General features: G+C 37.2%; 22 protein-coding genes and 1 tRNA gene. 22 read left to right on the plus strand and 1 reads right to left on the minus strand.

The window, feature by feature from the left end; translation table 11 throughout:
* Positions 1 to 77 precede the first annotated feature (77 nt).
* Complete coding sequence (locus BW946_RS04370) at positions 78 to 1580, minus strand: DUF4394 domain-containing protein (RefSeq protein WP_076594993.1); 1503 nt, start codon at positions 1578 to 1580, stop codon at positions 78 to 80.
* A gap of 322 nt (positions 1581 to 1902) precedes the next feature.
* On the opposite strand from BW946_RS04370, the gene tuf reads away from it, so the two are divergent.
* The 22 genes from tuf to BW946_RS04485 all read left to right on the plus strand — a co-directional run bounded on the left by tuf (position 1903) and on the right by BW946_RS04485 (position 23225).
* On the plus strand, positions 1903 to 3090 hold the full coding sequence (gene tuf, locus BW946_RS04375; RefSeq protein ID WP_034693176.1) for an elongation factor Tu: 1188 nt from the start codon (positions 1903 to 1905) through the stop codon (positions 3088 to 3090).
* 63 nt (positions 3091 to 3153) lie between these two features.
* Positions 3154 to 3224 (plus strand) — tRNA-Trp (locus BW946_RS04380).
* A gap of 12 nt (positions 3225 to 3236) precedes the next feature.
* A complete protein-coding gene (secE, locus tag BW946_RS04385; protein ID WP_002976410.1) occupies positions 3237 to 3443 on the plus strand; it encodes a preprotein translocase subunit SecE in 207 nt (68 codons plus the stop codon).
* 19 nt (positions 3444 to 3462) lie between these two features.
* Positions 3463 to 4005: a transcription termination/antitermination protein NusG gene (gene nusG, locus BW946_RS04390; protein WP_002976412.1), complete on the plus strand. Its 543-nt coding sequence runs from the start codon at positions 3463 to 3465 to the stop codon at positions 4003 to 4005.
* A 483-nt stretch (positions 4006 to 4488) separates the two neighbouring features.
* Positions 4489 to 5109 (plus strand): hypothetical protein, encoded by a 621-nt coding sequence (locus BW946_RS04395; protein ID WP_076594994.1) that lies wholly within the window; start codon positions 4489 to 4491, stop codon positions 5107 to 5109.
* A gap of 12 nt (positions 5110 to 5121) precedes the next feature.
* On the plus strand, positions 5122 to 5769 hold the full coding sequence (locus BW946_RS04400; protein WP_076594995.1) for a hypothetical protein: 648 nt from the start codon (positions 5122 to 5124) through the stop codon (positions 5767 to 5769).
* A gap of 6 nt (positions 5770 to 5775) precedes the next feature.
* Positions 5776 to 6444: a hypothetical protein gene (locus BW946_RS04405; RefSeq protein ID WP_076594996.1), complete on the plus strand. Its 669-nt coding sequence runs from the start codon at positions 5776 to 5778 to the stop codon at positions 6442 to 6444.
* A 376-nt stretch (positions 6445 to 6820) separates the two neighbouring features.
* Positions 6821 to 7264 carry a 50S ribosomal protein L11 gene (rplK, locus tag BW946_RS04415; RefSeq protein ID WP_047435399.1) on the plus strand — a complete coding sequence of 148 codons (444 nt, stop codon included), beginning with the start codon at positions 6821 to 6823 and terminating at the stop codon, positions 7262 to 7264.
* A gap of 11 nt (positions 7265 to 7275) precedes the next feature.
* Positions 7276 to 7968, plus strand: coding sequence for a 50S ribosomal protein L1 (rplA, locus tag BW946_RS04420; RefSeq protein ID WP_076594998.1), 693 nt, complete (start codon positions 7276 to 7278; stop codon positions 7966 to 7968).
* 17 nt (positions 7969 to 7985) lie between these two features.
* Complete coding sequence (rplJ, locus tag BW946_RS04425; protein ID WP_076594999.1) at positions 7986 to 8573, plus strand: 50S ribosomal protein L10; 588 nt, start codon at positions 7986 to 7988, stop codon at positions 8571 to 8573.
* Positions 8574 to 8619: 46 nt separating this feature from the next.
* Complete coding sequence (rplL, locus tag BW946_RS04430) at positions 8620 to 8988, plus strand: 50S ribosomal protein L7/L12 (protein ID WP_062675820.1); 369 nt, start codon at positions 8620 to 8622, stop codon at positions 8986 to 8988.
* A gap of 269 nt (positions 8989 to 9257) precedes the next feature.
* Entirely contained in the window at positions 9258 to 9650 is a 393-nt protein-coding gene (locus BW946_RS04435) for a hypothetical protein (protein ID WP_076595000.1), read from the plus strand.
* A 194-nt stretch (positions 9651 to 9844) separates the two neighbouring features.
* The gene (locus BW946_RS04440) at positions 9845 to 10075 is read left to right on the plus strand and encodes a hypothetical protein (RefSeq protein WP_076595001.1); all 231 of its coding nucleotides are present in this window, start codon (positions 9845 to 9847) and stop codon (positions 10073 to 10075) included.
* 573 nt (positions 10076 to 10648) lie between these two features.
* Positions 10649 to 14470 (plus strand): DNA-directed RNA polymerase subunit beta, encoded by a 3822-nt coding sequence (gene rpoB / locus BW946_RS04445; RefSeq protein WP_076595002.1) that lies wholly within the window; start codon positions 10649 to 10651, stop codon positions 14468 to 14470.
* Between the two features lie 122 nt (positions 14471 to 14592).
* Positions 14593 to 18858 carry a DNA-directed RNA polymerase subunit beta' gene (gene rpoC / locus BW946_RS04450; RefSeq protein WP_076595003.1) on the plus strand — a complete coding sequence of 1422 codons (4266 nt, stop codon included), beginning with the start codon at positions 14593 to 14595 and terminating at the stop codon, positions 18856 to 18858.
* Between the two features lie 87 nt (positions 18859 to 18945).
* On the plus strand, positions 18946 to 19251 hold the full coding sequence (locus tag BW946_RS04455; RefSeq protein WP_002976436.1) for a DUF3467 domain-containing protein: 306 nt from the start codon (positions 18946 to 18948) through the stop codon (positions 19249 to 19251).
* 178 nt (positions 19252 to 19429) lie between these two features.
* On the plus strand, positions 19430 to 20080 hold the full coding sequence (locus tag BW946_RS04460) for a Crp/Fnr family transcriptional regulator (RefSeq protein WP_076595004.1): 651 nt from the start codon (positions 19430 to 19432) through the stop codon (positions 20078 to 20080).
* Positions 20081 to 20205: 125 nt separating this feature from the next.
* Positions 20206 to 21048, plus strand: a complete 843-nt coding sequence (locus BW946_RS04465; protein WP_076595005.1) for a DUF5777 family beta-barrel protein — start codon at positions 20206 to 20208, stop codon at positions 21046 to 21048.
* Position 21049: 1 nt separating this feature from the next.
* Complete coding sequence (locus tag BW946_RS04470) at positions 21050 to 21397, plus strand: hypothetical protein (protein WP_076595006.1); 348 nt, start codon at positions 21050 to 21052, stop codon at positions 21395 to 21397.
* A gap of 10 nt (positions 21398 to 21407) precedes the next feature.
* Positions 21408 to 21953, plus strand: coding sequence for a YceI family protein (locus BW946_RS04475; RefSeq protein WP_076595079.1), 546 nt, complete (start codon positions 21408 to 21410; stop codon positions 21951 to 21953).
* Positions 21950 to 22474 carry an ankyrin repeat domain-containing protein gene (locus BW946_RS04480; protein WP_076595007.1) on the plus strand — a complete coding sequence of 175 codons (525 nt, stop codon included), beginning with the start codon at positions 21950 to 21952 and terminating at the stop codon, positions 22472 to 22474. The genes BW946_RS04475 and BW946_RS04480 overlap by 4 nt, the downstream gene beginning before the upstream one ends.
* A gap of 1 nt (position 22475) precedes the next feature.
* Positions 22476 to 23225 (plus strand): T9SS type A sorting domain-containing protein, encoded by a 750-nt coding sequence (locus tag BW946_RS04485; RefSeq protein WP_076595008.1) that lies wholly within the window; start codon positions 22476 to 22478, stop codon positions 23223 to 23225.
* Positions 23226 to 23311 lie beyond the last annotated feature (86 nt).

Genomic DNA, 23311 nt, shown 5'->3' on the forward strand with positions numbered 1-23311 from the left:
TTATATAGTAAGAAGCGCGGAAAACAAAGTTTTCCGCGCTTCCCGATTATTGAAATAAAATAGGATGAGTTTAAAATTTAAAATCCTAATCCTACTGCAAAAGCTTTTACAGCATTCGGATAATCGGAAACAGAAGTGGCTGCTCCTGTCGTTGTATTGATAGAGTAAATTTTTGTAGATGAACCTACTGATGCCATTAAATAGGCCTTTTGGCTCATACTTCCAATATCAAAACCATTGGCATTGGGAATGTTGATTCCTAAAGAACCTGTTTCAACCAAAGTTCCGTTATTGGGTGGGTTTTGGATATATAATTTATCCGTATTATGATCAATCACCAATAAGGTAGTTGAGGTAGCTCCGGCAAAGTTGTTGGTATAGGCGGCTGCACTTATCATGGGACTTCCCGGGTTCAGTGTAAGATCTACAGCAGCAATTGTTCCATCGTTAGGATTGAGGCGGAGATTTTGTCCTGTATTGCTTACTACCCTTATTCTGTCTACTGTGGGATTAAAATCAAATCCGAAATCCGTGCCGGAAAGTAAGGTGGAAAATGGAGATGCTCCCACAGCAGTAGCGGCACCTGTCCCTAAGTTAATTGTATAGATTCTGCTTGAGCTTCCCAAAGCATACAATTGTCCGTTCGCAGGACGGAAATCTATTCCTAAAATATTCTCGCCGCTTTGTAATCCGGCCACTGTTTTAGAAACAGGCATAGGATTATTGGGATTGAAAATTTGAAGATTATTTGAATTGTCAATAGCGTAAGCTACCGGTTCTGTAGGGATGGCAATATCAATAATTCCCTGCTGAAGTGATCCTATTGAGGTTGTTTTACCATTATTCAGGTCCAGAACATGTAATTTATCATTGAAAGCTAGAAGAGCAGTACTGTTATCATATTTGATGTCAAAAGCAGACTGTCCCGTAAAAGTCGTTCCAAGACTTCCAACCTCTACTAAAGTTCCATTGTTGGGAGGGTCCTGCTTATATAATTTCCCCAAAGTAGGATCGATATCGTATAAAACAGTTGTAGAGGCACCTGCTTTGCTGTTGGTATATGCCAATCCGGTTATGGACGGGCTTCCTGTGCCGTTAATATTGATGTCTGTGGCCGCAACAGCTCCGGTTTCCGGATGTAAGCGTAGATTTTGGCCAGAATTACTTACCAAACGAATTCTGTCAACAGTAGGGTTGAAATCAATAGAAGCAATTGTTCCGGAGATCATAGGAGTAAATGCCGTTGAACTTACCACTCTTGCGGAGGCATTGGCTGTATTGATAATATATAATTTGCTGGCATTTGATAATGCATACAATTCTCCTGTGGCAGGTCTGAAATCTATACTTAACAGCTTTTCGCCTGATGCAACACCTGTTACAGATGTTTTTGAGGTGAAATTTTTTGGATTGTTGGAATTAAAATAAACAAGCTCGTTCATGGCTGTTATTCCATACACCATAAGATCAGGCCCTTGAGATATCATATTTTCAGTCATGATATTTTCATCTGAATTGTCACATGAAAATAAGGTTGTAATGGCAAACAAAGCCAAATACATGGGTAATAGTTTTCTCATAATATTGATTTTAGTTGTTGTTTTTATATTTACGAGAAAAAAATAAAGCTGGATGTACACAAATTAATTCTCCGGAATTTTTTTCAGTATATTGTATTCATAATTAGTAAGATAGTTTATATTTTTAATAAAACGTTTCTAAGGATTTTTTCTATTGGGAAAAATTTGTAAATTTGCAGTCTCAATACGTTGAAATATAAGGTTTGTCCTTCACTGGATGAGAATATTGAAAGTTTTTTTAATAAAAAGTTTTTGGTATTTAAAAATTCATTATATTTGCACACCGAAAATTTGAAAAACAATAAATAAATAATTTTAAATCATGGCAAAGGAAACGTTTAATCGTAACAAACCACACTTGAACATTGGTACTATTGGTCACGTTGACCATGGTAAAACTACACTTACTGCAGCTATCAGTAGTGTATTAGCGAACAAAGGTCTTGCTGAGAAAAAAGACTTCTCTGCTATTGACTCTGCTCCAGAAGAAAAAGAAAGAGGTATCACTATTAATACAGCTCACATCGAGTACGAAACTGAAAACAGACACTATGCACACGTTGACTGTCCAGGTCACGCCGACTATGTTAAGAACATGGTAACTGGTGCTGCTCAGATGGATGGAGCGATCTTAGTATGTGCTGCAACTGATGGACCAATGCCTCAAACTAGAGAGCACATCCTACTTTGCCGTCAGGTAAATGTACCAAGAATCGTTGTTTTCATGAACAAAGTTGATATGGTGGATGATGCTGAGCTTTTAGAGCTTGTTGAACTTGAACTTAGAGATTTATTATCTACTTACGAATATGACGGAGATAACTCTCCAGTGATCCAAGGATCTGCTCTTGGTGCTCTTAACGGAGACGAGAAGTGGGTTAAGACTGTTGAAGAATTGATGGATGCAGTTGATACATGGATCGAGCAGCCTGTTAGAGATCAGGATAAGCCATTCTTGATGCCAATCGAAGACGTATTCTCTATTACAGGTAGAGGTACTGTAGCAACTGGTAGAATCGAGGCTGGTGTTATCAACACTGGTGATCCGGTTGATATCGTAGGTATGGGTGATGAAAAATTAACTTCTACTATTACAGGGGTTGAGATGTTCAGAAAAATCCTAGACAGAGGTGAAGCTGGTGATAACGTAGGTCTATTGTTGAGAGGTATTGAAAAAACTGACATCAAGAGAGGTATGGTTATCGCTAAGAAAGATTCAGTTAAGCCACACAAAAAATTCAAAGCTGAGGTTTATATCCTTTCTAAAGAAGAAGGTGGACGTCACACTCCATTCCACAACAAGTACCGTCCTCAGTTCTATGTAAGAACTACTGACGTTACAGGTGAGATCTTCTTACCAGAAGGTGTAGAAATGGTAATGCCTGGTGATAACTTAACAATCACTGTTGAATTACTTCAGCCAATCGCTCTTAACGAGGGTCTTAGATTCGCGATCAGAGAAGGTGGTAGAACTGTAGGTGCAGGTCAGGTAACTGAAATCATCGACTAATCCACATCTAAAACATATAAAAAGCTTCCGTAAGGAACATTCTTTACGGAGCTTTTTTTAACTACGGGCATCGTCCAATGGTAGGATACCGGTCTCCAAAACCGTTGATCAGGGTTCGAATCCTTGTGCCCGTGCAAATATAAATTATGAGTTCATTTGTCGATTTTTTAAAAGGTTCTTATAACGAATTCAGACATAAAGTTGAATGGCCAAAATGGGCTGACCTTCAGTCTTCTACAATTGTAGTGACTATAGCGACAGTTATTCTGGCTTTATTTACCTTTGGAGTTGATGAATTGTTTTCAAAGGCAATCAGCAACATAATAGGAATGCTAATCAACTTGTTCAATTAATAATTAAGTATTTTCCATAATGAGCGAATTGAAATGGTATGTGCTGAAAGCAATCAGCGGACAGGAAAATAAAGTGAAAAACTATATTGAGACAGAAATCAAACGTTTAGGTTTTGAACAGTACGTTACTCAAGTGGTTATTCCTATGGAAAAGGTAATTCAGATTAGAAATGGTAAAAAAGTTCCTAAAGAAAGACCTTACTATCCTGGCTACTTGATGATTGAAGCAGACCTGATGGGAGAGATTCCTCACGTTATTAAAAATATTCCTGGAGTTATCTCTTTCTTAAGTTTAACAAAAGGAGGTGATCCTGTTCCAATGAGAAAATCAGAGGTTAACAGAATGCTTGGAAGAATGGATGAACTTTCAGAATTCGCAAGCGATGTTGAAATTCCTTATGTAGTAGGTGAAAACGTTAAAGTGATCGACGGACCTTTCAACGGATTCAATGGTACAGTTGAGAAGATTCTTGAAGACAAAAAGAAAATTGAGGTTTCTGTATTGATCTTCGGTAGAAAAACTCCAATGGAACTGAGCTACATGCAAGTAGAAAAAGTATAATACATTACTTATAAAATATAAAAAGACCGTTTTTAAAACGGTCTTTTTCATTTGTATCTTTTTATATTTTTCAATGACTTCTTTTGAAATAATTAATTCTGTACTCCTATTAATTCATAATGAAATTTTGAATTTTACTTTTACACTTTTTCCCTGTTGTTAGAGTTTTTTTAATTTAATGATATTATTTTATTGATCCTCAAAATATCATAACTCTGTTGATTGCCTCTATAGTGTACTTTGCTTTAATTGAAATATCACCGTTTTGTGATGAAATTTTCATTTTAAGCATTAAGCTTTTTTTAATTGTTTGATTCACTTTCAGATGGCATAGTTCTTGCAAACAAGCTGTTAACTAATTATTAAAATTTTATATCTTTTTATTTCAGACAATACAGAGGTATGGATATTTTATGTTTAAAATAAATGTCAAATTCGGATCAGCTATCCATAAACACAAGCTTTATATAAACACATAACCCAATGACAAAAATTATCTCGATGATCACTCTGGTAGGTGCATCTGTGTTCATAAACGCACAGGTTGGTATTAATACTACAACGCCGGAAAAAGAACTTACCGTGAACGGTACAATGAAGACATCAGGAATAGTTTTCAAGCAGCCCCTTGAAAAACTGACTGCAGACGAGAATTACACTTTCATTATTAAGTCTCCGTCTCCGGAAAACAAAATTACAGCGTACAATGATTCTTTTGTACCTAATTCACCGGCACCTATCAACCTTATTCAATTCAAGATTACCTGTGATCCTACAGACAAGGATTGGGTAAATCAATTTGACACAAAGATCAATTCCAGCAAGTTTCTGGTCGTTATTTCTTCTTTCGGATTTACACAGCCTACAAGAACATATTCTGCTGATTGGCTTACTCCGGTACCTCAGATTTTTGCTTATTCTTCGGGAGGAACATGGAAGCTTAAGGCAGATTACGAGGGATTCGCTCCTGATAATTCTTTCCCTACAGGAGTCTGGACACTGAACTTATTGGTATTTGACAGATCATATGCCAAAGATTTTAATTCAACACAAAACCTTAGCGGTTCAACTACTGGTGCTGCTGCTGCTCCATTAATTCAATAAAACATAAACTCTATGAAAAAAAATATTGCGATACTCTTTACGGGTTTTGCTGCTTTAAGCATGAATGCCCAAGTAGGAATAAACACTAACACACCTAAAGGGACATTGGATGTTGAAGGTGAAACATTAGTGGAATCCTATTTAATAGATACTGAAAATACAAAGGCAGGAGGAAACTATCTTCTTCTTACCCGATCAAAAGATACTTCACCGGTAGGTAAGGTGAAGCTGTTGGATATATCGCTCCGTAATGTAGCACCTGTAAATATGTATAATGTTATACTAAAAAATGTGAGACAGGATGAAGTGGTGAATCTTAATACAGGATTAGATGCCAGTAAATATGTTGTGGCTATTACAGGTGCTGTTTTTACAGGAGCGGTTTCGGCAGCCAATACCACTACCACTCCCAAATCTTATGGTTCCTACGCAACTGAAATTACACAGGTAACCAGTGGAGGTAAAAAATACCATGCTATTAATTTGGCTTTTAAAGGGGCCGGAACTGTTTCTTCTCAAAATGGAACCTGGACACTTACCTTAAATGTCTTTGAAAAATCATTAGTTAAAGACTGGGGAACTTTTAATGGTTCTGTTTCAGCATCTGCTTCACCGGTATATTCAGGAGTATCAACCAATACGCCTTTAGGGCTTCAATAAAAAACTATGAAAAGAAAAATTTATATCACATTAATCATGTGCTTTGGGATATTTTTGAATGCCCAGAAAGGAAAAGTAGGGGTGAACACAGCCAATCCTACAGAAACACTTGATGTAAATGGAAAAACCTATACGAATTCTCTGTATTTAAGAAATCCTGGAGAACCTACGATGACAGGAGGCAGCTTTTTGGCAACCTCACAGAATGCTTTGCAGCTGTATGATCCTGCTCTCGAAAGCAGCGGACTGTTTAATTATCTTAAGCTTACCCTTACCGGAGTACCCGGAACCGGAATTGCAGATTATGATACCAAAATTGATGCAACCAATTTTCTGGTTATACTTCACAACTATTCATTCAAGCTGAATGACGGAACTACCAACGTAATGCTTGATTATGGTGATAACGGAGTGAACGACAACAAGCAGGGATCGCCGGAAGTAATTGCCTTCAAGAGTAATGGGACTTGGCACGTCAAAGCAAGATTTGTAGACAGCAGAATTATTGCTACCAATTCTACTACCCCATCAAGAACATACAACAACTTTACCGTTGATCTTTATCTGATGGCCTACAGAAGATTGATTGAAAAACAAAATATAAACGATATCAATGATGATCTTGGAGGAAATGACGGTTCTACAAAAACAATTAATAAACCTACAGGTTTCTAGTAAATCTTTTCTTTCAAAAATATTTAAAAGAGGCTGTCTCAAAAGTGTCATTCTGAACGAAATGAAATGTAGTGAAGAATCTCATGTGTTTGGTTATCAATGAGATTCTTCCTTCGTCAGAATGACAAAAGCCAGATTGTTTGACTTTTGAGACAGCCTCTTTTGTTTTTCTGGCATTATTTTTAATGATATAATAATAGGGCATTATTTGTTTTTTTTCTAAAACTTTTAAAAATCAGTAATTTCCGTTTGCTAATTCAAAAATATTTTATACTTTTGCAGTCCAAAAAGTAGGTTTATTGTTATGTGAGTGCATAACCTACTGAATAATAAATGCTTCCAAACTCATTAATTATTCAAATTTAAAAAACAAACAATGGCTAAGAAAGTCTTTAAAATGGTAAAGCTTCAGGTGAAAGGGGGCGCAGCTAACCCTTCTCCACCAGTAGGTCCAGCATTGGGTTCTGCAGGTGTGAACATCATGGAGTTTTGTAAGCAATTTAACGGAAGAACCCAAGATAAGCCAGGGCAAGTTTTACCTGTAGTAATTACAGTATACGAAGACAAATCTTTTGAATTCGTTATTAAAACTCCACCTGCAGCAATCCAGTTAATGGATGCAGCTAAGATCAAGGGAGGTTCTGGTGAACCAAACAGAAACAAAGTAGGTTCTGTAACTTGGGAACAAGTAAAGAAAATCGCTGAAGATAAAATGGCGGATCTTAACTGTTTTACAATGGACTCTGCTCTTTCTATGGTTGCAGGTACTGCCAGATCTATGGGATTAAGAGTAACAGGAACTAAACCAACTAACGCTTAAAACTTAAAGAAATGGCAAAATTAACTAAAAAGCAAAAGGAAGCTTTAAGCAAAGTAGAAAAAGGAAGAATCTATAACCTTGAAGAAGGTTCAGCTCTTGTAAAAGAAGTGAACACTACAAAGTTTGATGCTTCTGTAGATATCGCTGTAAGATTAGGTGTAGACCCTAGAAAAGCAAACCAAATGGTAAGAGGTGTTGTATCTCTTCCTCACGGTACTGGTAAAGATGTTAAAGTATTAGCTCTTGTAACTCCAGATAAAGAAGCAGAAGCTAAAACCGCTGGTGCTGACTATGTAGGTCTTGACGAATATTTACAAAAAATCAAAGAAGGTTGGACAGATGTTGACGTTATCGTTACTATGCCAGCTGTAATGGGTAAATTAGGTCCGTTAGGTAGAGTATTAGGTCCAAGAGGTTTAATGCCAAACCCTAAATCAGGAACTGTAACAATGGAAATTGGTAAAGCAGTAACTGAAGTAAAAGCAGGTAAAATTGATTTCAAAGTAGACAAGTATGGTATTATCCATGCAGGTATTGGTAAAGTATCTTTCGATGCTGCTAAGATCAAAGAAAATGCTCAGGAATTAATCCAGACATTGATCAAAATGAAACCAACTGCTGCTAAAGGAACTTATGTGAAGAGCATCTATTTGTCTTCTACAATGAGCCCTGGTATTGCAATTGATACTAAATCTGTTAACTAATAATAATCCTTAAGACAATGACAAAAGACCAAAAAGTTGTAGCAATACAAGAGATCAAAGATTTGCTTCAGGATGCAAAAGTAGTATACGTAGCAGATTTAGAAGGTTTGAACGCTGGTAAATCTTCAGATTTCAGAAGACAGGCTTTCAAGCAAAATATCAAAGTAAAAGTTGTAAAAAACACACTTTTACAAAAAGCAATGGAACAAATTGAAGGAGTAGATTACTCTGAAATGTTCCCATCTTTCAAAGGAAACTCAGCATTAATGATTGCTGAAACAGCAAATGCTCCTGCGAAATTGATCCAAGGATTCAGAAAGAAAGAAGAAAAGCCAGCTTTAAAGTCTGCTTTTGTTCAAGAAACTTTCTATGTTGGTGACAACAACCTGGACATGTTGGCTAACATCAAGTCTAGAGAAGAAATGATCGGTGAAATCATCGGATTACTTCAGTCTCCAATCCAGAGAGTTGTTTCTGCTCTTCAAAACAAACCTGAAACTGTAGAAGCTAAAGCTGAAGAAGCTGCTCCTGCGGTAGAAGAAACTCCTGCTGCTGAAGCTCCAGAAGCTTCTGCAGAAAGCACTGAAGAAACAAGTGCTGAATAATTACACTCAAAAAATTAAATAAATAATCAACAAAAACATTACAACAATGTCAGATTTAAAAAATTTAGCTGAAACGCTAGTAAACCTAACTGTAAAAGACGTAAACGAATTAGCTGCTATCCTTAAGGATGAGTACGGAATTGAGCCAGCTGCTGCTGCTGTAGTTGTTGCTGCAGGTGGTGCAGGTGATGCTGCTGAAGAAAAGACTGAATTCGATGTAATTCTTAAGTCTGCGGGTGCTTCTAAATTAGCTATCGTTAAATTAGTAAAAGATTTAACTGGTGCTGGTCTTAAAGAAGCTAAAGATATCGTAGACGGAGCTCCTGCTGCAATTAAGCAAGGTGTTTCTAAAGACGAAGCTGAAGCTCTTAAGAAGCAATTAGAAGAAGCTGGTGCTGAAGTAGAATTGAAATAATTTCAATTGTATTATAAATATAGGAGCCCGGGCAATAGCCCGGGCTTTTTTTATGTAATCCCTTGTAAATCTGTCTTTTATTTTGTAACAGTATTTTAATATTATTATTTTCAATTCTGATATATTTTTTTATGATTAACTATTTATTTCAAATTAACATAATATTTTGATTGTGTCGTATTGTTTGTTTATTTTGTGTAATTTTTCACTAATAAATTGTTCTTTTTATTGAGAAAATATTATATTTGTGTCTGAAAAAACACAACATATTGGATAAAAATTATTTTCTTTCTTACGGCTATAAGATTAAATTCTTGTTACTTCCGGTAGCTGCAGGAACTCCAAACACTAAATTGATATCTGTAATGAGAGCAAAACCTGTGTTGTCATATTCTGCAGATATTAAAAATTATCCGCAGGTTGTTTTAGCTGATGTTTTCGTTTATATGTGTTCTGAAGCAAAAAATATTTGGCATGCCATTAACAGGCTTTTTGCTCATAAAAAAGGAACTCATACATTCTATGACAAAAATTTCCTATATAATCTCTTTTCCTTTAATAAGATAAAACTCGGTGCTATATCGAATAAATTGATTTATTCGTGCCAAAAACATATGGAGAATATTTGTATGACGTTTAGAGAAGTTAAAAAATTACTATAGTAATTCCTTTAAACTGGTTATAAGGGGTATCTATTACGCACAGGTAGGCATCAATATAATGGAACCTCAGGCAAGCTTTGATATTATTGGATGGGTTTCTAATACAAGCAGACTTGACGGTAAGATAGTCTCAATGCTTGCAGGAGTACAATTAAAAAGCTAAAAACCACACTGCTTGCCAAATCGGAGCATTAGTGCATGCTACAGCCGCTGAAACTGCACTTGCAGGACAAACCATGACGTTGTATTATTATTTTGATGATACCGGGGAAAACTTAAGTGAAGGTATTAGAACAAATGGGAATGCGTGCATAATAGCAACTACGGTAGCTTTAGGAATATACATTGGAACTGGAAATTATTTGAGAATACATGACGGTCATAACTTAGTTTGGCTACTCATAAAAATGGAGTTCTCAACATAAGGACAGGAAGTTAAGAGGGATGGATTTAAAGCTCATATGGACATTGATACTTCTTCATTTCCAAAAGGAGTAAGTATGATTAAGATAGAAATCAAATCGACGATATAATCTTATAAGATTATTGTAAAATAATCATAAGATTAGCTTGTGTTGCGGAGGGGTTGCTCAAATTTGGGCAGCCTCTCTTATTTTAAGAGCCTCAAAATGAGATGATTTATTTGTTATTGTGGATAACTTTTTGTATATTTGCCCCTCTTTTGGCGCGAAAAATTGTTTGTAAATTTATAAAATACTGAAAATCAACTCTTTCATTGTGTAAAACATGGAAGGGATTTTGTGTATATAAATACTGCGGTAATACTGCCTCAAAAGTAATAAAAATATTTTGCATTACGCTGTGAAAAGATATACCAGTGTTGCAGTTAGAAAGAACCAAGTACAAAGTTTAAAAGAACCTGAGGTCCTTTGTGAGCGCCAAAAACACTTTTACCTTTTACTTTTATCTTGTTTCTTGTTCTTTTCTGATATTTTTTAATGAATCAAAATATTTTTTAACCCTTTCTTAAAAGTTTTATGAGTAAAACAAAATCAACAACTCAAGGAAATCCGAGAATTAATTTCTCATCAGCGAAAGGAAAAATCATCACTCCTGACTTTTTGGATATCCAAATTGAGTCTTTCAGAGAATTTTTCCAGCTTGATACACTTCCTGAAGCCAGAAAGACAGAAGCTCTTTACAAGACTTTCCAAGAGAATTTCCCGATTACGGATTCAAGAAACCAATTCGTATTAGAATTCTTAGACTATCTGGTAGATTCTCCACGTTATTCAATCGATGAGTGTGTGGAAAGAGGACTTACCTATTCAGTTCCTCTAAAAGCAAGACTTAAACTGTATTGTACTGACCCGGAACACGAAGATTTCCAAACAGTGGTTCAGGACGTATACTTAGGTCCGGTTCCTTATATGACGCCAAGTGGTTCTTTTATCATCAATGGTGCTGAAAGAGTTATCGTTACGCAGCTTCACCGTTCACCTGGTGTATTCTTCGGACAAACTTACCACGCCAACGGAACCAAACTTTACTATTCAAGAATTATTCCTTTCAAAGGATCTTGGATGGAATTTACAACAGATATCAACAGCGTAATGTACGCGTATATCGACCGTAAGAAAAAATTACCATTAACAACTCTATTAAGAGCGATTGGTTATGAATCTGACAAGGATATCCTTCAGATCTTCGACCTTGCTGAAGAAGTGAAAGTTTCTAAAGCTGCCCTTAAAAAAGTGGAAGGGAGAACATTGGCTGCGAGAGTATTGAACACCTGGTTCGAAGACTTCGTAGACGAAGATACAGGTGAAGTAGTTTCTATCGAAAGAAATGAGATCATCCTGGACAGAGAAACTATTCTTGAAAAAGAACATTTAGATCTTATTCTTGATGCTGGTGTGAAATCAATCCTGATTCACAAAGAAAACAGCAACGAATTCTCGATCATCCAGAATACATTACAAAAAGACCCTACTAACTCTGAAAAAGAAGCTGTAGAGTATATTTATCGTCAGTTAAGAAATGCAGATCCGCCAGATGAGGAAACAGCAAGAGGAATCATTGAAAAATTATTCTTCTCTGAGCAAAGATATTCATTAGGTGAAGTAGGGCGTTACAGATTGAACAAAAAGTTAGGTCTTAATATTCCAACTACCACTGAGGTTCTTACCAAAGAAGATATCATTGCTATCGTAAGACACCTAATCGAGCTTGTCAACTCTAAAGCTGAAGTGGATGATATTGACCACTTATCAAACAGAAGAATTAAAACTGTTGGTGAGCAATTAGCAGGACAGTTCGGAGTAGGTCTTTCAAGAATTGCAAGAACAATCAAGGAAAGAATGAACGTTAGAGATAACGAAATCTTTACTCCACTTGACCTTGTAAATGCTAAGACATTAACATCTGTAATCAACTCATTCTTTGGTACCAACCAGCTTTCTCAGTTCATGGACCAAACCAACCCTCTATCAGAAATTACTCACAAGAGAAGATTATCTGCACTAGGGCCTGGTGGTTTATCAAGAGAAAGAGCAGGTTTCGAGGTTCGAGACGTTCACCATACTCACTACGGAAGAATTTGCCCGATTGAAACTCCGGAAGGACCAAACATCGGTTTGATTTCATCCCTTGGTATTTATGCTAAAATCAACAGACTAGGTTTCATCGAAACTCCATATAGAAAAGTAGAAGAAGGTAAGATTAATCTTAATGCTGATCCTATTTACCTTAATGCAGAAGATGAAGAAGACAAAGTAATTGCTCAGGCAAACGTTGAATTGAGCGATAACGGTGATTTCTTGACAGACAGAATTATTGCAAGATTAGATGGTGACTACCCTGTAGTAGAGCCATCTCAGGTTAACCTTATTGATGTTGCACCAAACCAGATCTCTGGTATTTCTGCATCATTAATTCCGTTCCTTGAGCATGATGATGCGAACCGTGCATTGATGGGATCGAACATGATGCGTCAGGCCGTTCCTCTATTGAAGCCACAGGCTCCAATCGTGGGTACAGGGCTTGAGCAACAAGTTGCAAGAGATTCAAGAATCTTAATTAACGCTGAAGGTACAGGTACAGTACAGTACGTAGATGCTGACAGAATCGTTATTAAATATGAAAGAAGCGAAGACGAAGATTTAGTACAATTCGAGCCTGCTACTAAAACATACAACCTTACTAAGTTCAGAAAAACAAACCAGAGTACAACCATTACCCTAAGACCAAACGTAAGAGTAGGTGATGTAGTGGAAAAGGGACAGGTACTTTGCGACGGTTATGCTACTGAAAAAGGAGAATTGGCTCTTGGTAGAAACTTAGTGGTAGCGTTCATGCCTTGGAAAGGGTACAACTTCGAGGATGCAATCGTAATCAACGAAAAAGTAGTACGTGAAGACTGGTTTACTTCAATTCACGTGGATGAATATTCTCTTGAAGTTCGTGATACTAAATTAGGTATGGAAGAGCTTACAGCAGATATTCCAAACGTATCTGAAGAAGCTACTAAAGATCTTGACGAGAACGGTATGATCAGAATCGGTGCTGAAGTGAAGCCTGGAGATATCATGATTGGTAAAATTACTCCAAAAGGTGAATCTGACCCGACGCCTGAAGAAAAACTTCTTAGAGCAATCTTCGGTGATAAAGCTGGTGATGTGAAGGATGCTTCACTGAAAGCTGACTCTTCATTAAGAGGTGTTGTTATCAACAAGAAACTGTTTTCAAGAAACATTAAAGACAAAAAGAAAAGAACTGAAGAAAAACTTAAACTTGAGGAAATTGAAAACACTTACAAGGCTAAGTTTGACGAGTTGAGAAATACGTTAATTGAAAAATTAAATACACTGGTAAGCGGTAAAACTTCTCAAGGGGTACAAAATGACCTGGACGAGGAAATCATCGGTAAAGGTGTGAAATTTACTCACAAGTTATTAACTTCAGTTGAAGATTATGTAAACGTTAGCGGTTCAGACTGGACAGTAGACGCTGACAAGAATGAATTGATCAAACAATTGATTCACAATTACAAAATCAAATATAACGACATCCAGGGAGTTAAAAACCGTGAGAAATTCGCAATTTCAATCGGAGATGAGCTTCCGGCAGGGATCATGAAGCTGGCTAAAGTTTATATCGCTAAGAAACGTAAACTGAATGTAGGGGATAAAATGGCAGGACGTCACGGTAACAAAGGTATTGTTTCAAGAATCGTTCGTGAAGAAGATATGCCATTCCTTGAAGACGGAACACCAGTAGATATCGTATTGAATCCACTAGGGGTACCTTCCCGTATGAACATTGGTCAGATCTATGAAACAGTTCTTGGATGGGCAGGTCAGAAACTGGGTATGAAGTTCGCTACGCCAATCTTTGACGGAGCAACTCTTGATCAGATTACTGAATACACTGAGAAAGCAGGTCTTCCTAAATTCGGTCACACTCACCTTTATGATGGGGGTACCGGAGAAAGATTTACTCAGGCTGCAACAGTAGGTATCATTTACATGTTGAAACTAGGACACATGGTAGATGATAAGATGCACGCACGTTCTATTGGTCCTTATTCATTGATTACTCAGCAGCCGTTAGGAGGTAAAGCTCAGTTCGGAGGTCAGAGATTCGGAGAGATGGAGGTTTGGGCGCTTGAAGCATTCGGTGCATCTAACATCCTGAGAGAGATCTTAACTGTGAAGTCGGATGACGTGATTGGTAGAGCAAAAACTTATGAAGCAATTGCAAAAGGTGAATCTATGCCTGAACCAGGTATTCCGGAATCATTCAACGTATTACTTCACGAGTTACAAGGTCTTGGATTAGACGTAAGATTGGAGGAGTAAGATATCAGATGTCAGACACAAGATGTCAGACTATGACACTCTAAGAATTTTATAATCCTTGAATTTGGAATGATGATTTCTTCTGAAATCTGAAATCTGAAATCTAAAATCTAAAAAAAATTATGTCAAATAAAAATAAATCAAGTAGATTTAATAAAATAACCATCGGTTTAGCTTCACCGGAGTCTATTTTACAAGACTCAAGAGGGGAGGTTTTAAAGCCGGAAACTATTAACTACAGAACTCACAAGCCTGAAAGAGACGGGCTATTCTGTGAGAAAATCTTTGGTCCTGTAAAGGATTACGAATGTGCTTGTGGTAAATACAAGAGAATTCGTTACAAAGGAATCGTTTGTGACCGTTGTGGAGTAGAAGTTACTGAGAAAAAAGTAAGAAGAGAGAGAATCGGGCACATCAACCTTGTAGTTCCAATTGCACACATCTGGTATTTCCGTTCATTACCAAACAAAATCGGATACCTTTTAGGAATTCCTTCTAAGAAATTAGATATGATCATCTACTACGAAAGATATGTAGTGATTCAGCAGGGTATTGCTAAAAAATTAGACGGTTCTGATTTTGAAAGCATGGAATTCCTTACAGAAGAAGAGTACCTTGACATCATGGAAACTCTTCCTGTAGAAAACCAGTATCTTGATGATTCTGATCCCAACAAATTCATCGCCAGAATGGGTGCTGAAGCTGTAGAAGATCTGTTAAAAAGAATCGATCTTGATGCATTGTCTTTCGACTTGAGACACAAAGCTCACAACGAAGGTTCAAAACAAAGAAGAACTGAAGCTCTTAAGAGATTGAACGTTGTAGAAGCATTAAGAGGTGCTAATACAAGAATGATCAACAGACCAGAGTGGATGATCATGCGTGTACTTCCTGTTATCCCGCCAGAACTAAGACCATTGGTTCCATTGGATGGAGGACGTTTCGCTACTTCTGACCTGAATGACCTTTATAGAAGAGTTATCATCAGAAATAACCGTTTGAAGAGATTATTGGAGATCAAAGCTCCTGAAGTAATCTTGAGAAACGAGAAGCGTATGCTTCAGGAATCAGTAGATTCATTATTCGATAACACAAGAAAATCTTCTGCAGTAAAATCTGAATCAAACAGACCATTGAAATCACTTTCTGATTCATTGAAAGGTAAGCAAGGTCGTTTCCGTCAGAACCTACTAGGAAAAAGGGTTGACTACTCTGCGCGTTCGGTAATTGTTGTAGGTCCAAACTTACAGCTTCACGAATGTGGTATTCCTAAGGATATGGCAGCTGAATTGTACAAACCGTTCATCATTAGAAAACTAATTGAAAGAGGTATTGTAAAAACAGTAAAATCTGCAAAGAGAATTATCGACAGAAAAGAACCGGTAGTATATGATATCCTTGAAAACGTGATGAAAGGTCACCCTGTTCTATTGAACAGAGCACCTACGCTTCACAGACTGGGTATTCAGGCTTTCCAACCTAAGATGATCGAAGGTAAGGCAATCCAGCTACACCCGTTAGTAACTACGGCCTTCAACGCCGATTTCGATGGTGACCAGATGGCAGTACACTTGCCGTTAGGACCAGAAGCAATCCTTGAGGCTCAGTTATTGATGTTAGGTTCTCAAAACATCTTGAACCCTGCAAACGGTTCTCCAATTACAGTACCATCTCAGGACATGGTTCTTGGTCTTTATTTCATGACTAAAGAATTGAGCTCTACAGAAGATATGAAAGTGAAAGGAGAAGGTCTTGCATTCTATTCTCCTGAAGAAGCAGAAATTGCTTACGCTGAAGGCAGAGTATCTTTAAATGCTAAAGTAAGATGTAGACTACCTATCAAAGAAGATGGAGAAATCGTAACAAGATTAATCGAAACTTCTGTAGGTAGAATCCTGTTCAACCAGATTGTACCTAAGCAGGTAGGATATATCAATGAACTTCTTACAAAGAAATCATTAAGAAATGTTATCGGTAAGATCCTTGCTGATACAGATTTCCCTACCACTGTGAAGTTCCTTGATGCAATGAAAGACCTGGGGTATTCAAATGCATTCAAAGGAGGTCTTTCTTTCTCACTAGGGGATATTGTAGTTCCTGTTGAGAAAAAGCAGATGATTGCACAGTCAATCGAAACTGTAGACGAAATTAGAGCCAACTATAACATGGGTCTGATTACCGATACAGAACGTTATAACCAGGTAATCGACGTTTGGACAAACACCAACGCCGGATTAACTGAAATGATCATGAGCAGAATGAAAACTGACCAAGGTGGTTTCAACTCTGTATACATGATGCTTGACTCTGGAGCGAGGGGTTCTAAGGAACAGATCCGTCAGTTATCAGGGATGAGAGGTTTGATGGCAAAACCGCAGAAAGCCGGTTCTACCGGAGCGGAGATCATCGAAAACCCGATTCTTGCCAACTTTAAGGAAGGTCTTTCGATTCTAGAGTACTTTATCTCTACTCACGGTGCCCGTAAAGGTCTTGCGGATACCGCTCTTAAGACAGCCGATGCCGGTTACTTAACGAGAAGATTGGTAGACGTTGCACAGGACGTTATTGTTACAGAAGACGACTGTGGAACATTAAGAGGTACAGAAGTTACTGCACTTAAGAAAAATGACGAGATCGTTGAAAGAATCTCTGAAAGAATCTTAGGTAGAGTATCTCTTCATAATATTTATGATCCTGAAACTGACGAGCTTATTGCAAGTGCAGATCAGGTGATTATTGAATCTTTGGCGAAAAGAATCGAAGAAGCAGGATTAGAAGCTGTGGAGGTTCGTTCACCATTAACTTGTGAAGCTAAGAAAGGGATCTGTGCGAAATGTTACGGTAGAAACTTAGCAACAGGTAAAGTGATCCACATGGGTGAAGCGGTAGGTGTAATTGCAGCACAGTCAATTGGGGAACCGGGTACTCAGCTTACGTTGAGAACCTTCCACCAAGGGGGTACTGCAGGTAACGTATCAGAAAACCCATCTATCGTAGCAAGAAGAGATGGTATCGTAGAAATGGATGAAGTAAGAACAATTACTTCTGAAGATGAAAACGGTAATACAGCTGAGGTTGTAGTTTCCCGTTCAACAGAATTCAGATTAGTTGCTGATAATGAGTCCAGAACTCCATTAATGGTAGCTAACGTACCTTACGGATCCATATTATCTGTAAAACCAGGTGATAAAGTGAAGAAAGGAGATACCATCTGTAGATGGGATCCGTATAACGCGGTTATTATTGCTGAAACTTCAGGTAAGGTAGAATACGAGGATATCATCCAGGGTATTTCATTCCAGCTTGAAATTGACGAACAGACAGGATTTGAAGAGAAAGTAATCTCTGAATCAAGAAATAAGAAAGCCGTACCTACCTTGAAGGTGGTAGACTCTAAAGGAGTTGAGCAGAAAGCTTACAACTTACCGGTAGGAGCCCACTTAATGGTTAACGATGGTGAAAAAATTAAGGCTGGTAAAGTCTTAATCAAGATCCCAAGAAAATCTGCAAAAGCAGGGGATATCACCGGAGGTCTTCCGAGAGTTACCGAATTATTCGAAGCAAGAAACCCTTCAAACCCAGCGGTTGTTACTGAAATCGACGGGGTAGTTTCTTACGGAAAAATTAAGAGAGGTAACCGTGAACTTATTGTTGAGGCTAAAACTGGAGAAAGAAAAATTTACTTAGTAAAACTTTCTAACCAGATTCTTGTTCAGGAGAATGACTTCGTAAGAGCAGGTTCTCCACTTTCTGACGGTTCTATCACACCGGAAGATATCTTAAGAATTAAAGGTCCAACAGCCGTTCAGGAATACTTAGTAAACGAAATTCAGGAAGTTTACCGTCTACAGGGGGTAAAAATCGACGACAAGCACTTCGAAATTATCGTAAGACAGATGATGACGAAAGTATCTATCGTAGATGGAGGTGATACTCAATTCCTTGAAGGAGCTCTTGAACACAAGTTTGATTTCTTGGAAGAAAACAACAGAGTATTCGGTCTTAAAGTAGTAGTAGATGCTGGTGATTCTAAAGAATTCAAACCAGGTCAGATGATTACTGCAAGAGAATTAAGAGATGAAAACTCCAAGTTGAAGCGTGAAGATTTAGCATTGGTAGAAGTAAGAGAAGCTCTTCCAGCTACTGCAACTCCTGTACTGCAAGGTATTACAAGAGCTGCCCTTCAGACTAAGTCATTCATGTCTGCAGCATCGTTCCAGGAAACAACTAAAGTTCTTAACGAAGCAGCAGTTGCTGGTAAGATAGACGATCTTAACGGTCTTAAAGAAAATGTAATTGTAGGTCACAGAATCCCTGCAGGTACAGGTCTTAAAGAGTATCAAAACGTTATTGTTGGTTCTAAGAAAGAATTCGAAGACCTTAACTAAAATTAATGATTTGAAATTTGGGATTTGAAATTATTTTTATATTTTCACAATCTCAAATTTCGAATTTTAAAAACATAATTTATAACAATGGACAACAATCAAAATCCACAAGACGGAAACATCAACATCGAATTAAACGAAATGGTAGCTGCTGGTATCTATGCTAACCTAGCTTTAGTAAACCACTCTCCATCTGAATTTGTAGTAGACTTTATTCAGTTGATGCCAGGTGTTCAGCAGGCAAAAGTAAGATCAAGAGTAATTCTTGCTCCACTTCACGCTAAAAGAGTATTAAATGCTCTTCAACAGAACATCGCTAACTACGAGCAGCAGTTCGGAGAAATCAAAGAAGTTGAGCCTTTCGTATTAGGAGGAAACAACGTTCAAGCGTAAGATTTCTTTTACAATAAAATAAAGGATGCCCTGGTAAAAACCAGGGCATTTTTTTGCACTTTGAGGAATAATAGTGAGCACTTGTTAAATTGTTAATTATATTTAATAAGGTAAAAATGTGTAGTAAGAACATATCAATTTTATATATTTGTTTAAGAAAAAGCAGAAAACATAACATATGATTGATAACTCGTTCGCTATAAGTAAATTTGGCTTTTTAGGTGCCGAATTTTTATCTGAGCTTGAAAAACATGCTGTTGCTATTGATATAAAAGCAAAAACTGAAATCATAAGGGAAGGACAAAAAAATAAGTTTGTTCCTTTCCTGATAAAAGGATCTATCAAGGTATTTACCCTTAATGATGGAAGAGAGCTCATCTACTATTATATTAAACCTAAGGATAGCTGTCTCATGACCTTTTCATCTATTCTGACGGACTATATCAGCAGGGTATATGCCATTGCAGAAGAAGACTCGGAAGCAATTCTTATTCCCGTCTCTATTATGCATGAATGGCTTATCAGATTTCCGGAAATCAATAAACTCTTTTACCATGAATATGACCGAAGATTTTCAGAAGTGATGAATATGGTGAATGATGCTGTTTTCCATAAACTGGATAAAAGAGTCCTCAATTATATCAAACAGCAGATTTCATCCACAGGAAACAATCCTATTAAGATCACCCATCGTGAAATTGCCAGCAGTCTGGGAACTTCCAGAGAAGTTGTGAGCCGGGTTTTGAAAAAAATTGAAAGCGAAGGTGAAATTATTCAGACTAAAGAAGGAATAAAAGTTGCTGTAAATGAAAATGTTAGAATGATCTAATTTTAATTGTTTGGAAAGTTTATTTCTATTATTGATAAAAACAATTTGACTGGTGACTTTTATCACCTGTTTTTGAATTGAGAACTCAATAAGTTTGTCATATCATAATTTAATTCAAATTGTATATGACAAAAACTCTCTTATTTTTGTCAATGTTTTCATCAGGTCTTGTCTTTGCACAGGAAGATCTGCTGAAAGATATTGACACGGTGAAAACCAATACAGAAACCTCACAACCCGCCTTTAAAGCCCTTCAGATTGTAACAGGACAATCTACAAAACTGGCAGCTAAAAAAGAATGGTACATTATCGTAGCCCACAGATTTGGAGATATAAGCGCAGGATTTAAAGATTTTTTCGGTCTGGATCATGCTTCCACCAAATTAGGCGTTATCTATGGTATTTCAGACGCAGTATCTGTAAGCCTTTCCAGAGAAACGAATATGAAAACCTTTGAAGGAGCCGTGAAATACAGACTGGTAAGACAAAATGAAAACTTCCCGGTGGATATTGTGGGGTACAATGTAATGGGGGCCAATACTGAACTGGATAAAGATACTTATCCTCATCTGAAATTCAGTGACAGGCTTTCTTATCTAACACAGGCGCTGATCTCAAGAAGATTCAGTGATAAGCTCTCTGTACAGCTTACACCATCTTTCGTTCATAAAAACCTTTACGAACCTACCATTGAAAACAAGAATCAGTTTCTGGCAGGGTTGGGAGGACGCTACAAAATCTCAAAAAGAGTTTCTGTGAATGCAGAATACTTTGTGAATTTCGACGATCACAGTTTTTATAAAAACCCACTATCACTAGGGGTTGATATAGAAACAGGGGGACATGTGTTCCAGCTTTTACTAACGAACTCCCAGATCAACTCAGATATCGGATATCTTACCAATGCCACAGGAGCATGGGGAAAGGGACATATTTTCTTTGGGTTTAACCTTTACAGAGTCTTTTAAAATGAAAAAGCTAACATCCTTATTGATATTGTCGTCAGCAATCATACTGACGGCTTGTGACAGCAGAACGTATGAAGAGATTTCTGACAATACACCCATTACAACACCCGTAAAATATACTGCAGACGTAAAACCAATTGTGGATAACAATTGTATAAGCTGTCATTCCGCAGGAAGTTTTAAACCTTTGGCTACCTATGATCAGGTGAAAAATAATATAGAAGAAATTCTTGACCGTATCCAAAGACCTAACGGTGATCCAGGGAAAATGCCGCAGGGAGGGTCTCTGTCCGCAGCCCAAATCAATATTTTCATCAAATGGAAAGCTGACGGATTAAATGAAAATTAAAAAAATTGATATGAAAAAATTAGCATTATTAAGCGTATTACTCCTTTCTGCCGGATACGTTTCGGCACAAAAATATAGCTCCAAAACAGGGAAAGTAACTTTTGAAGCGTCAGTTCCTCTGTTTGATGATATTTTTGCTCAGGATGATAATAATATTGTCATTCTCAATGCAGACAATGGTGAGATGGCATCAGTCTCAAATGTCAAAAACTTTCATTTTAAAACAAAATTAATGGAAGAGCATTTCAATGAAAGCTATGCTGAATCTGCAAAATATCCAAAAACAACTTTTAAAGGGAAGATTGTCAACTTTGATAAAACAAAGCTTACCACAAGCCCTCAGAAATATACTGTGCAGGGAACGTTAAACTTTCATGGAGTAGACAAAGCCGTTACCTCTGCAGCCACTTTATATGCAAAAGACGGTAAAATCTATATGCAGGGAGGTTTTGTAGCAAAACCTGTGGATTATAAAGTGACTATTCCTAAAATGGTTACCAAAAAAGTGGCAGAAAATGTCAATATTGAGTACAACTACGTAATGGTAAAACAATGAGAAATATAATTTTAGTATTAGGACTCTTTCTGAGCTCATTCATATCTGCTCAGGAAAAAGCAAAATCAATATTTGATGTTGCCAGAAGCGGAACGGTTGCGGAAGTACAGGAACTGATGAAACAAAATCCGGATGTGATTAATCAGGTTAACGAAAACGGATTTTCACCGCTTATTTTAGCCTGTTACAGAGGAAATACAGACGTTGCAGATTTTCTGATTGAGAATGTGAAAGATGTCAATTACAAAAGCCGTGAAGGAACAGCGTTGGCAGGTTTAGCCATTAAATACAACAAAGATCTGGTAGAGCATCTGCTGAAGAAAAAAGCAGATCCCAATATTGCAGATGAAACAGGATATACACCTTTATTCTGGGCTGTAAAATCAGGAAATAAAGACCTGGTGGAACAGTTGCTGAAATATAAAGCAGATAAAACAAAGAAGGATTCAATGGGAATGACCCCTTTCGAATATGCATTACAAACTAACAACAGGGAAATTATAAATCTTTTAAAAAATTGATATGAAAAAAACTCTACTAGCGCTTAGCGTACTTCTTGCCAATTTTGCATTGGCGCAGTTTTCATCAGGAACGGTAACCCTACCCGCAACTTCCATGACGGTGAAATTAGATACAACTCCTTCAGGTGTAACAATGACAGTGACTGGTGACAGCAACTCTATGATGGGAATAGGTTTTGGAACTACAGGAATGGCAGTCGGTGCAGATGGTTTTATTTATAACGCTTCTGCCAACAGAGATTATTCTTTTAATGGAGTTCCCAATACACCTTCAGCTGATGCATCTCAGGACTGGACAGAAACTTCGAACACCGTATCGGGATCTACAAGAACTGTAGTAGCAACAAGATCACTTGCAGGTGGAGCAGGAGATTTTGCGATTGCCAACGCTGCCGGAACAATCAATATTTTCTATTCCCGTAAAAGTGGAGGAACTTCTTTAGGATATCATGATGCAGGAAGAGGATATGCAACATTAACGATGACGGCAGCCACCTTATCTACCCATGAAATTACAGCAGATAGCAAGAAGGTAAATCTATATCCTAATCCGGCAAAATCAACCGTTAATTTCAAAAACTCTGATAAAATAAAGTCTGTTGATATCTATGAAGCAACAGGAAGAAAAGTGAAATCAGTAAAACCTGAAGGCGAAAGTATCAGTGTTGAAGATCTGAGATCAGGAAGTTATTATCTTGAAATTCAGTTTAAAGATGGAAGTAAATCTTATGAAAAACTGATTAAAGAATAATTTTTCGCAGAGAACCCACCTTAATATTTTTTTTAACAGATACCTCTGATCTTTCAGGGGTATCATTTTTTTTCTTAAAGTCCCAA

It is taken from the genome of Chryseobacterium sp. RU33C (genome assembly GCF_900156015.1).
GTDB classification, from domain to species: domain Bacteria; phylum Bacteroidota; class Bacteroidia; order Flavobacteriales; family Weeksellaceae; genus Chryseobacterium; species Chryseobacterium candidae.

Excerpts from the sequence above, each read along its gene's own strand:
- BW946_RS04370 (WP_076594993.1), bottom strand. The coding sequence starts at position 1,580 with ATGAGAAAACTATTACCCATGTATTTGGCTTTGTTTGCCATTACAACC.
- tuf (WP_034693176.1), top strand. The coding sequence starts at position 1,903 with ATGGCAAAGGAAACGTTTAATCGTAACAAACCACACTTGAACATTGGT.
- secE (WP_002976410.1), top strand. The coding sequence starts at position 3,237 with ATGAGTTCATTTGTCGATTTTTTAAAAGGTTCTTATAACGAATTCAGA.
- nusG (WP_002976412.1), top strand. The coding sequence starts at position 3,463 with ATGAGCGAATTGAAATGGTATGTGCTGAAAGCAATCAGCGGACAGGAA.
- BW946_RS04395 (WP_076594994.1), top strand. The coding sequence starts at position 4,489 with ATGACAAAAATTATCTCGATGATCACTCTGGTAGGTGCATCTGTGTTC.
- BW946_RS04400 (WP_076594995.1), top strand. The coding sequence starts at position 5,122 with ATGAAAAAAAATATTGCGATACTCTTTACGGGTTTTGCTGCTTTAAGC.
- BW946_RS04405 (WP_076594996.1), top strand. The coding sequence starts at position 5,776 with ATGAAAAGAAAAATTTATATCACATTAATCATGTGCTTTGGGATATTT.
- rplK (WP_047435399.1), top strand. The coding sequence starts at position 6,821 with ATGGCTAAGAAAGTCTTTAAAATGGTAAAGCTTCAGGTGAAAGGGGGC.
- rplA (WP_076594998.1), top strand. The coding sequence starts at position 7,276 with ATGGCAAAATTAACTAAAAAGCAAAAGGAAGCTTTAAGCAAAGTAGAA.
- rplJ (WP_076594999.1), top strand. The coding sequence starts at position 7,986 with ATGACAAAAGACCAAAAAGTTGTAGCAATACAAGAGATCAAAGATTTG.
- rplL (WP_062675820.1), top strand. The coding sequence starts at position 8,620 with ATGTCAGATTTAAAAAATTTAGCTGAAACGCTAGTAAACCTAACTGTA.
- rpoB (WP_076595002.1), top strand. The coding sequence starts at position 10,649 with ATGAGTAAAACAAAATCAACAACTCAAGGAAATCCGAGAATTAATTTC.
- rpoC (WP_076595003.1), top strand. The coding sequence starts at position 14,593 with ATGTCAAATAAAAATAAATCAAGTAGATTTAATAAAATAACCATCGGT.
- BW946_RS04455 (WP_002976436.1), top strand. The coding sequence starts at position 18,946 with ATGGACAACAATCAAAATCCACAAGACGGAAACATCAACATCGAATTA.
- BW946_RS04460 (WP_076595004.1), top strand. The coding sequence starts at position 19,430 with ATGATTGATAACTCGTTCGCTATAAGTAAATTTGGCTTTTTAGGTGCC.
- BW946_RS04465 (WP_076595005.1), top strand. The coding sequence starts at position 20,206 with ATGACAAAAACTCTCTTATTTTTGTCAATGTTTTCATCAGGTCTTGTC.
- BW946_RS04470 (WP_076595006.1), top strand. The coding sequence starts at position 21,050 with ATGAAAAAGCTAACATCCTTATTGATATTGTCGTCAGCAATCATACTG.
- BW946_RS04475 (WP_076595079.1), top strand. The coding sequence starts at position 21,408 with ATGAAAAAATTAGCATTATTAAGCGTATTACTCCTTTCTGCCGGATAC.
- BW946_RS04480 (WP_076595007.1), top strand. The coding sequence starts at position 21,950 with ATGAGAAATATAATTTTAGTATTAGGACTCTTTCTGAGCTCATTCATA.
- BW946_RS04485 (WP_076595008.1), top strand. The coding sequence starts at position 22,476 with ATGAAAAAAACTCTACTAGCGCTTAGCGTACTTCTTGCCAATTTTGCA.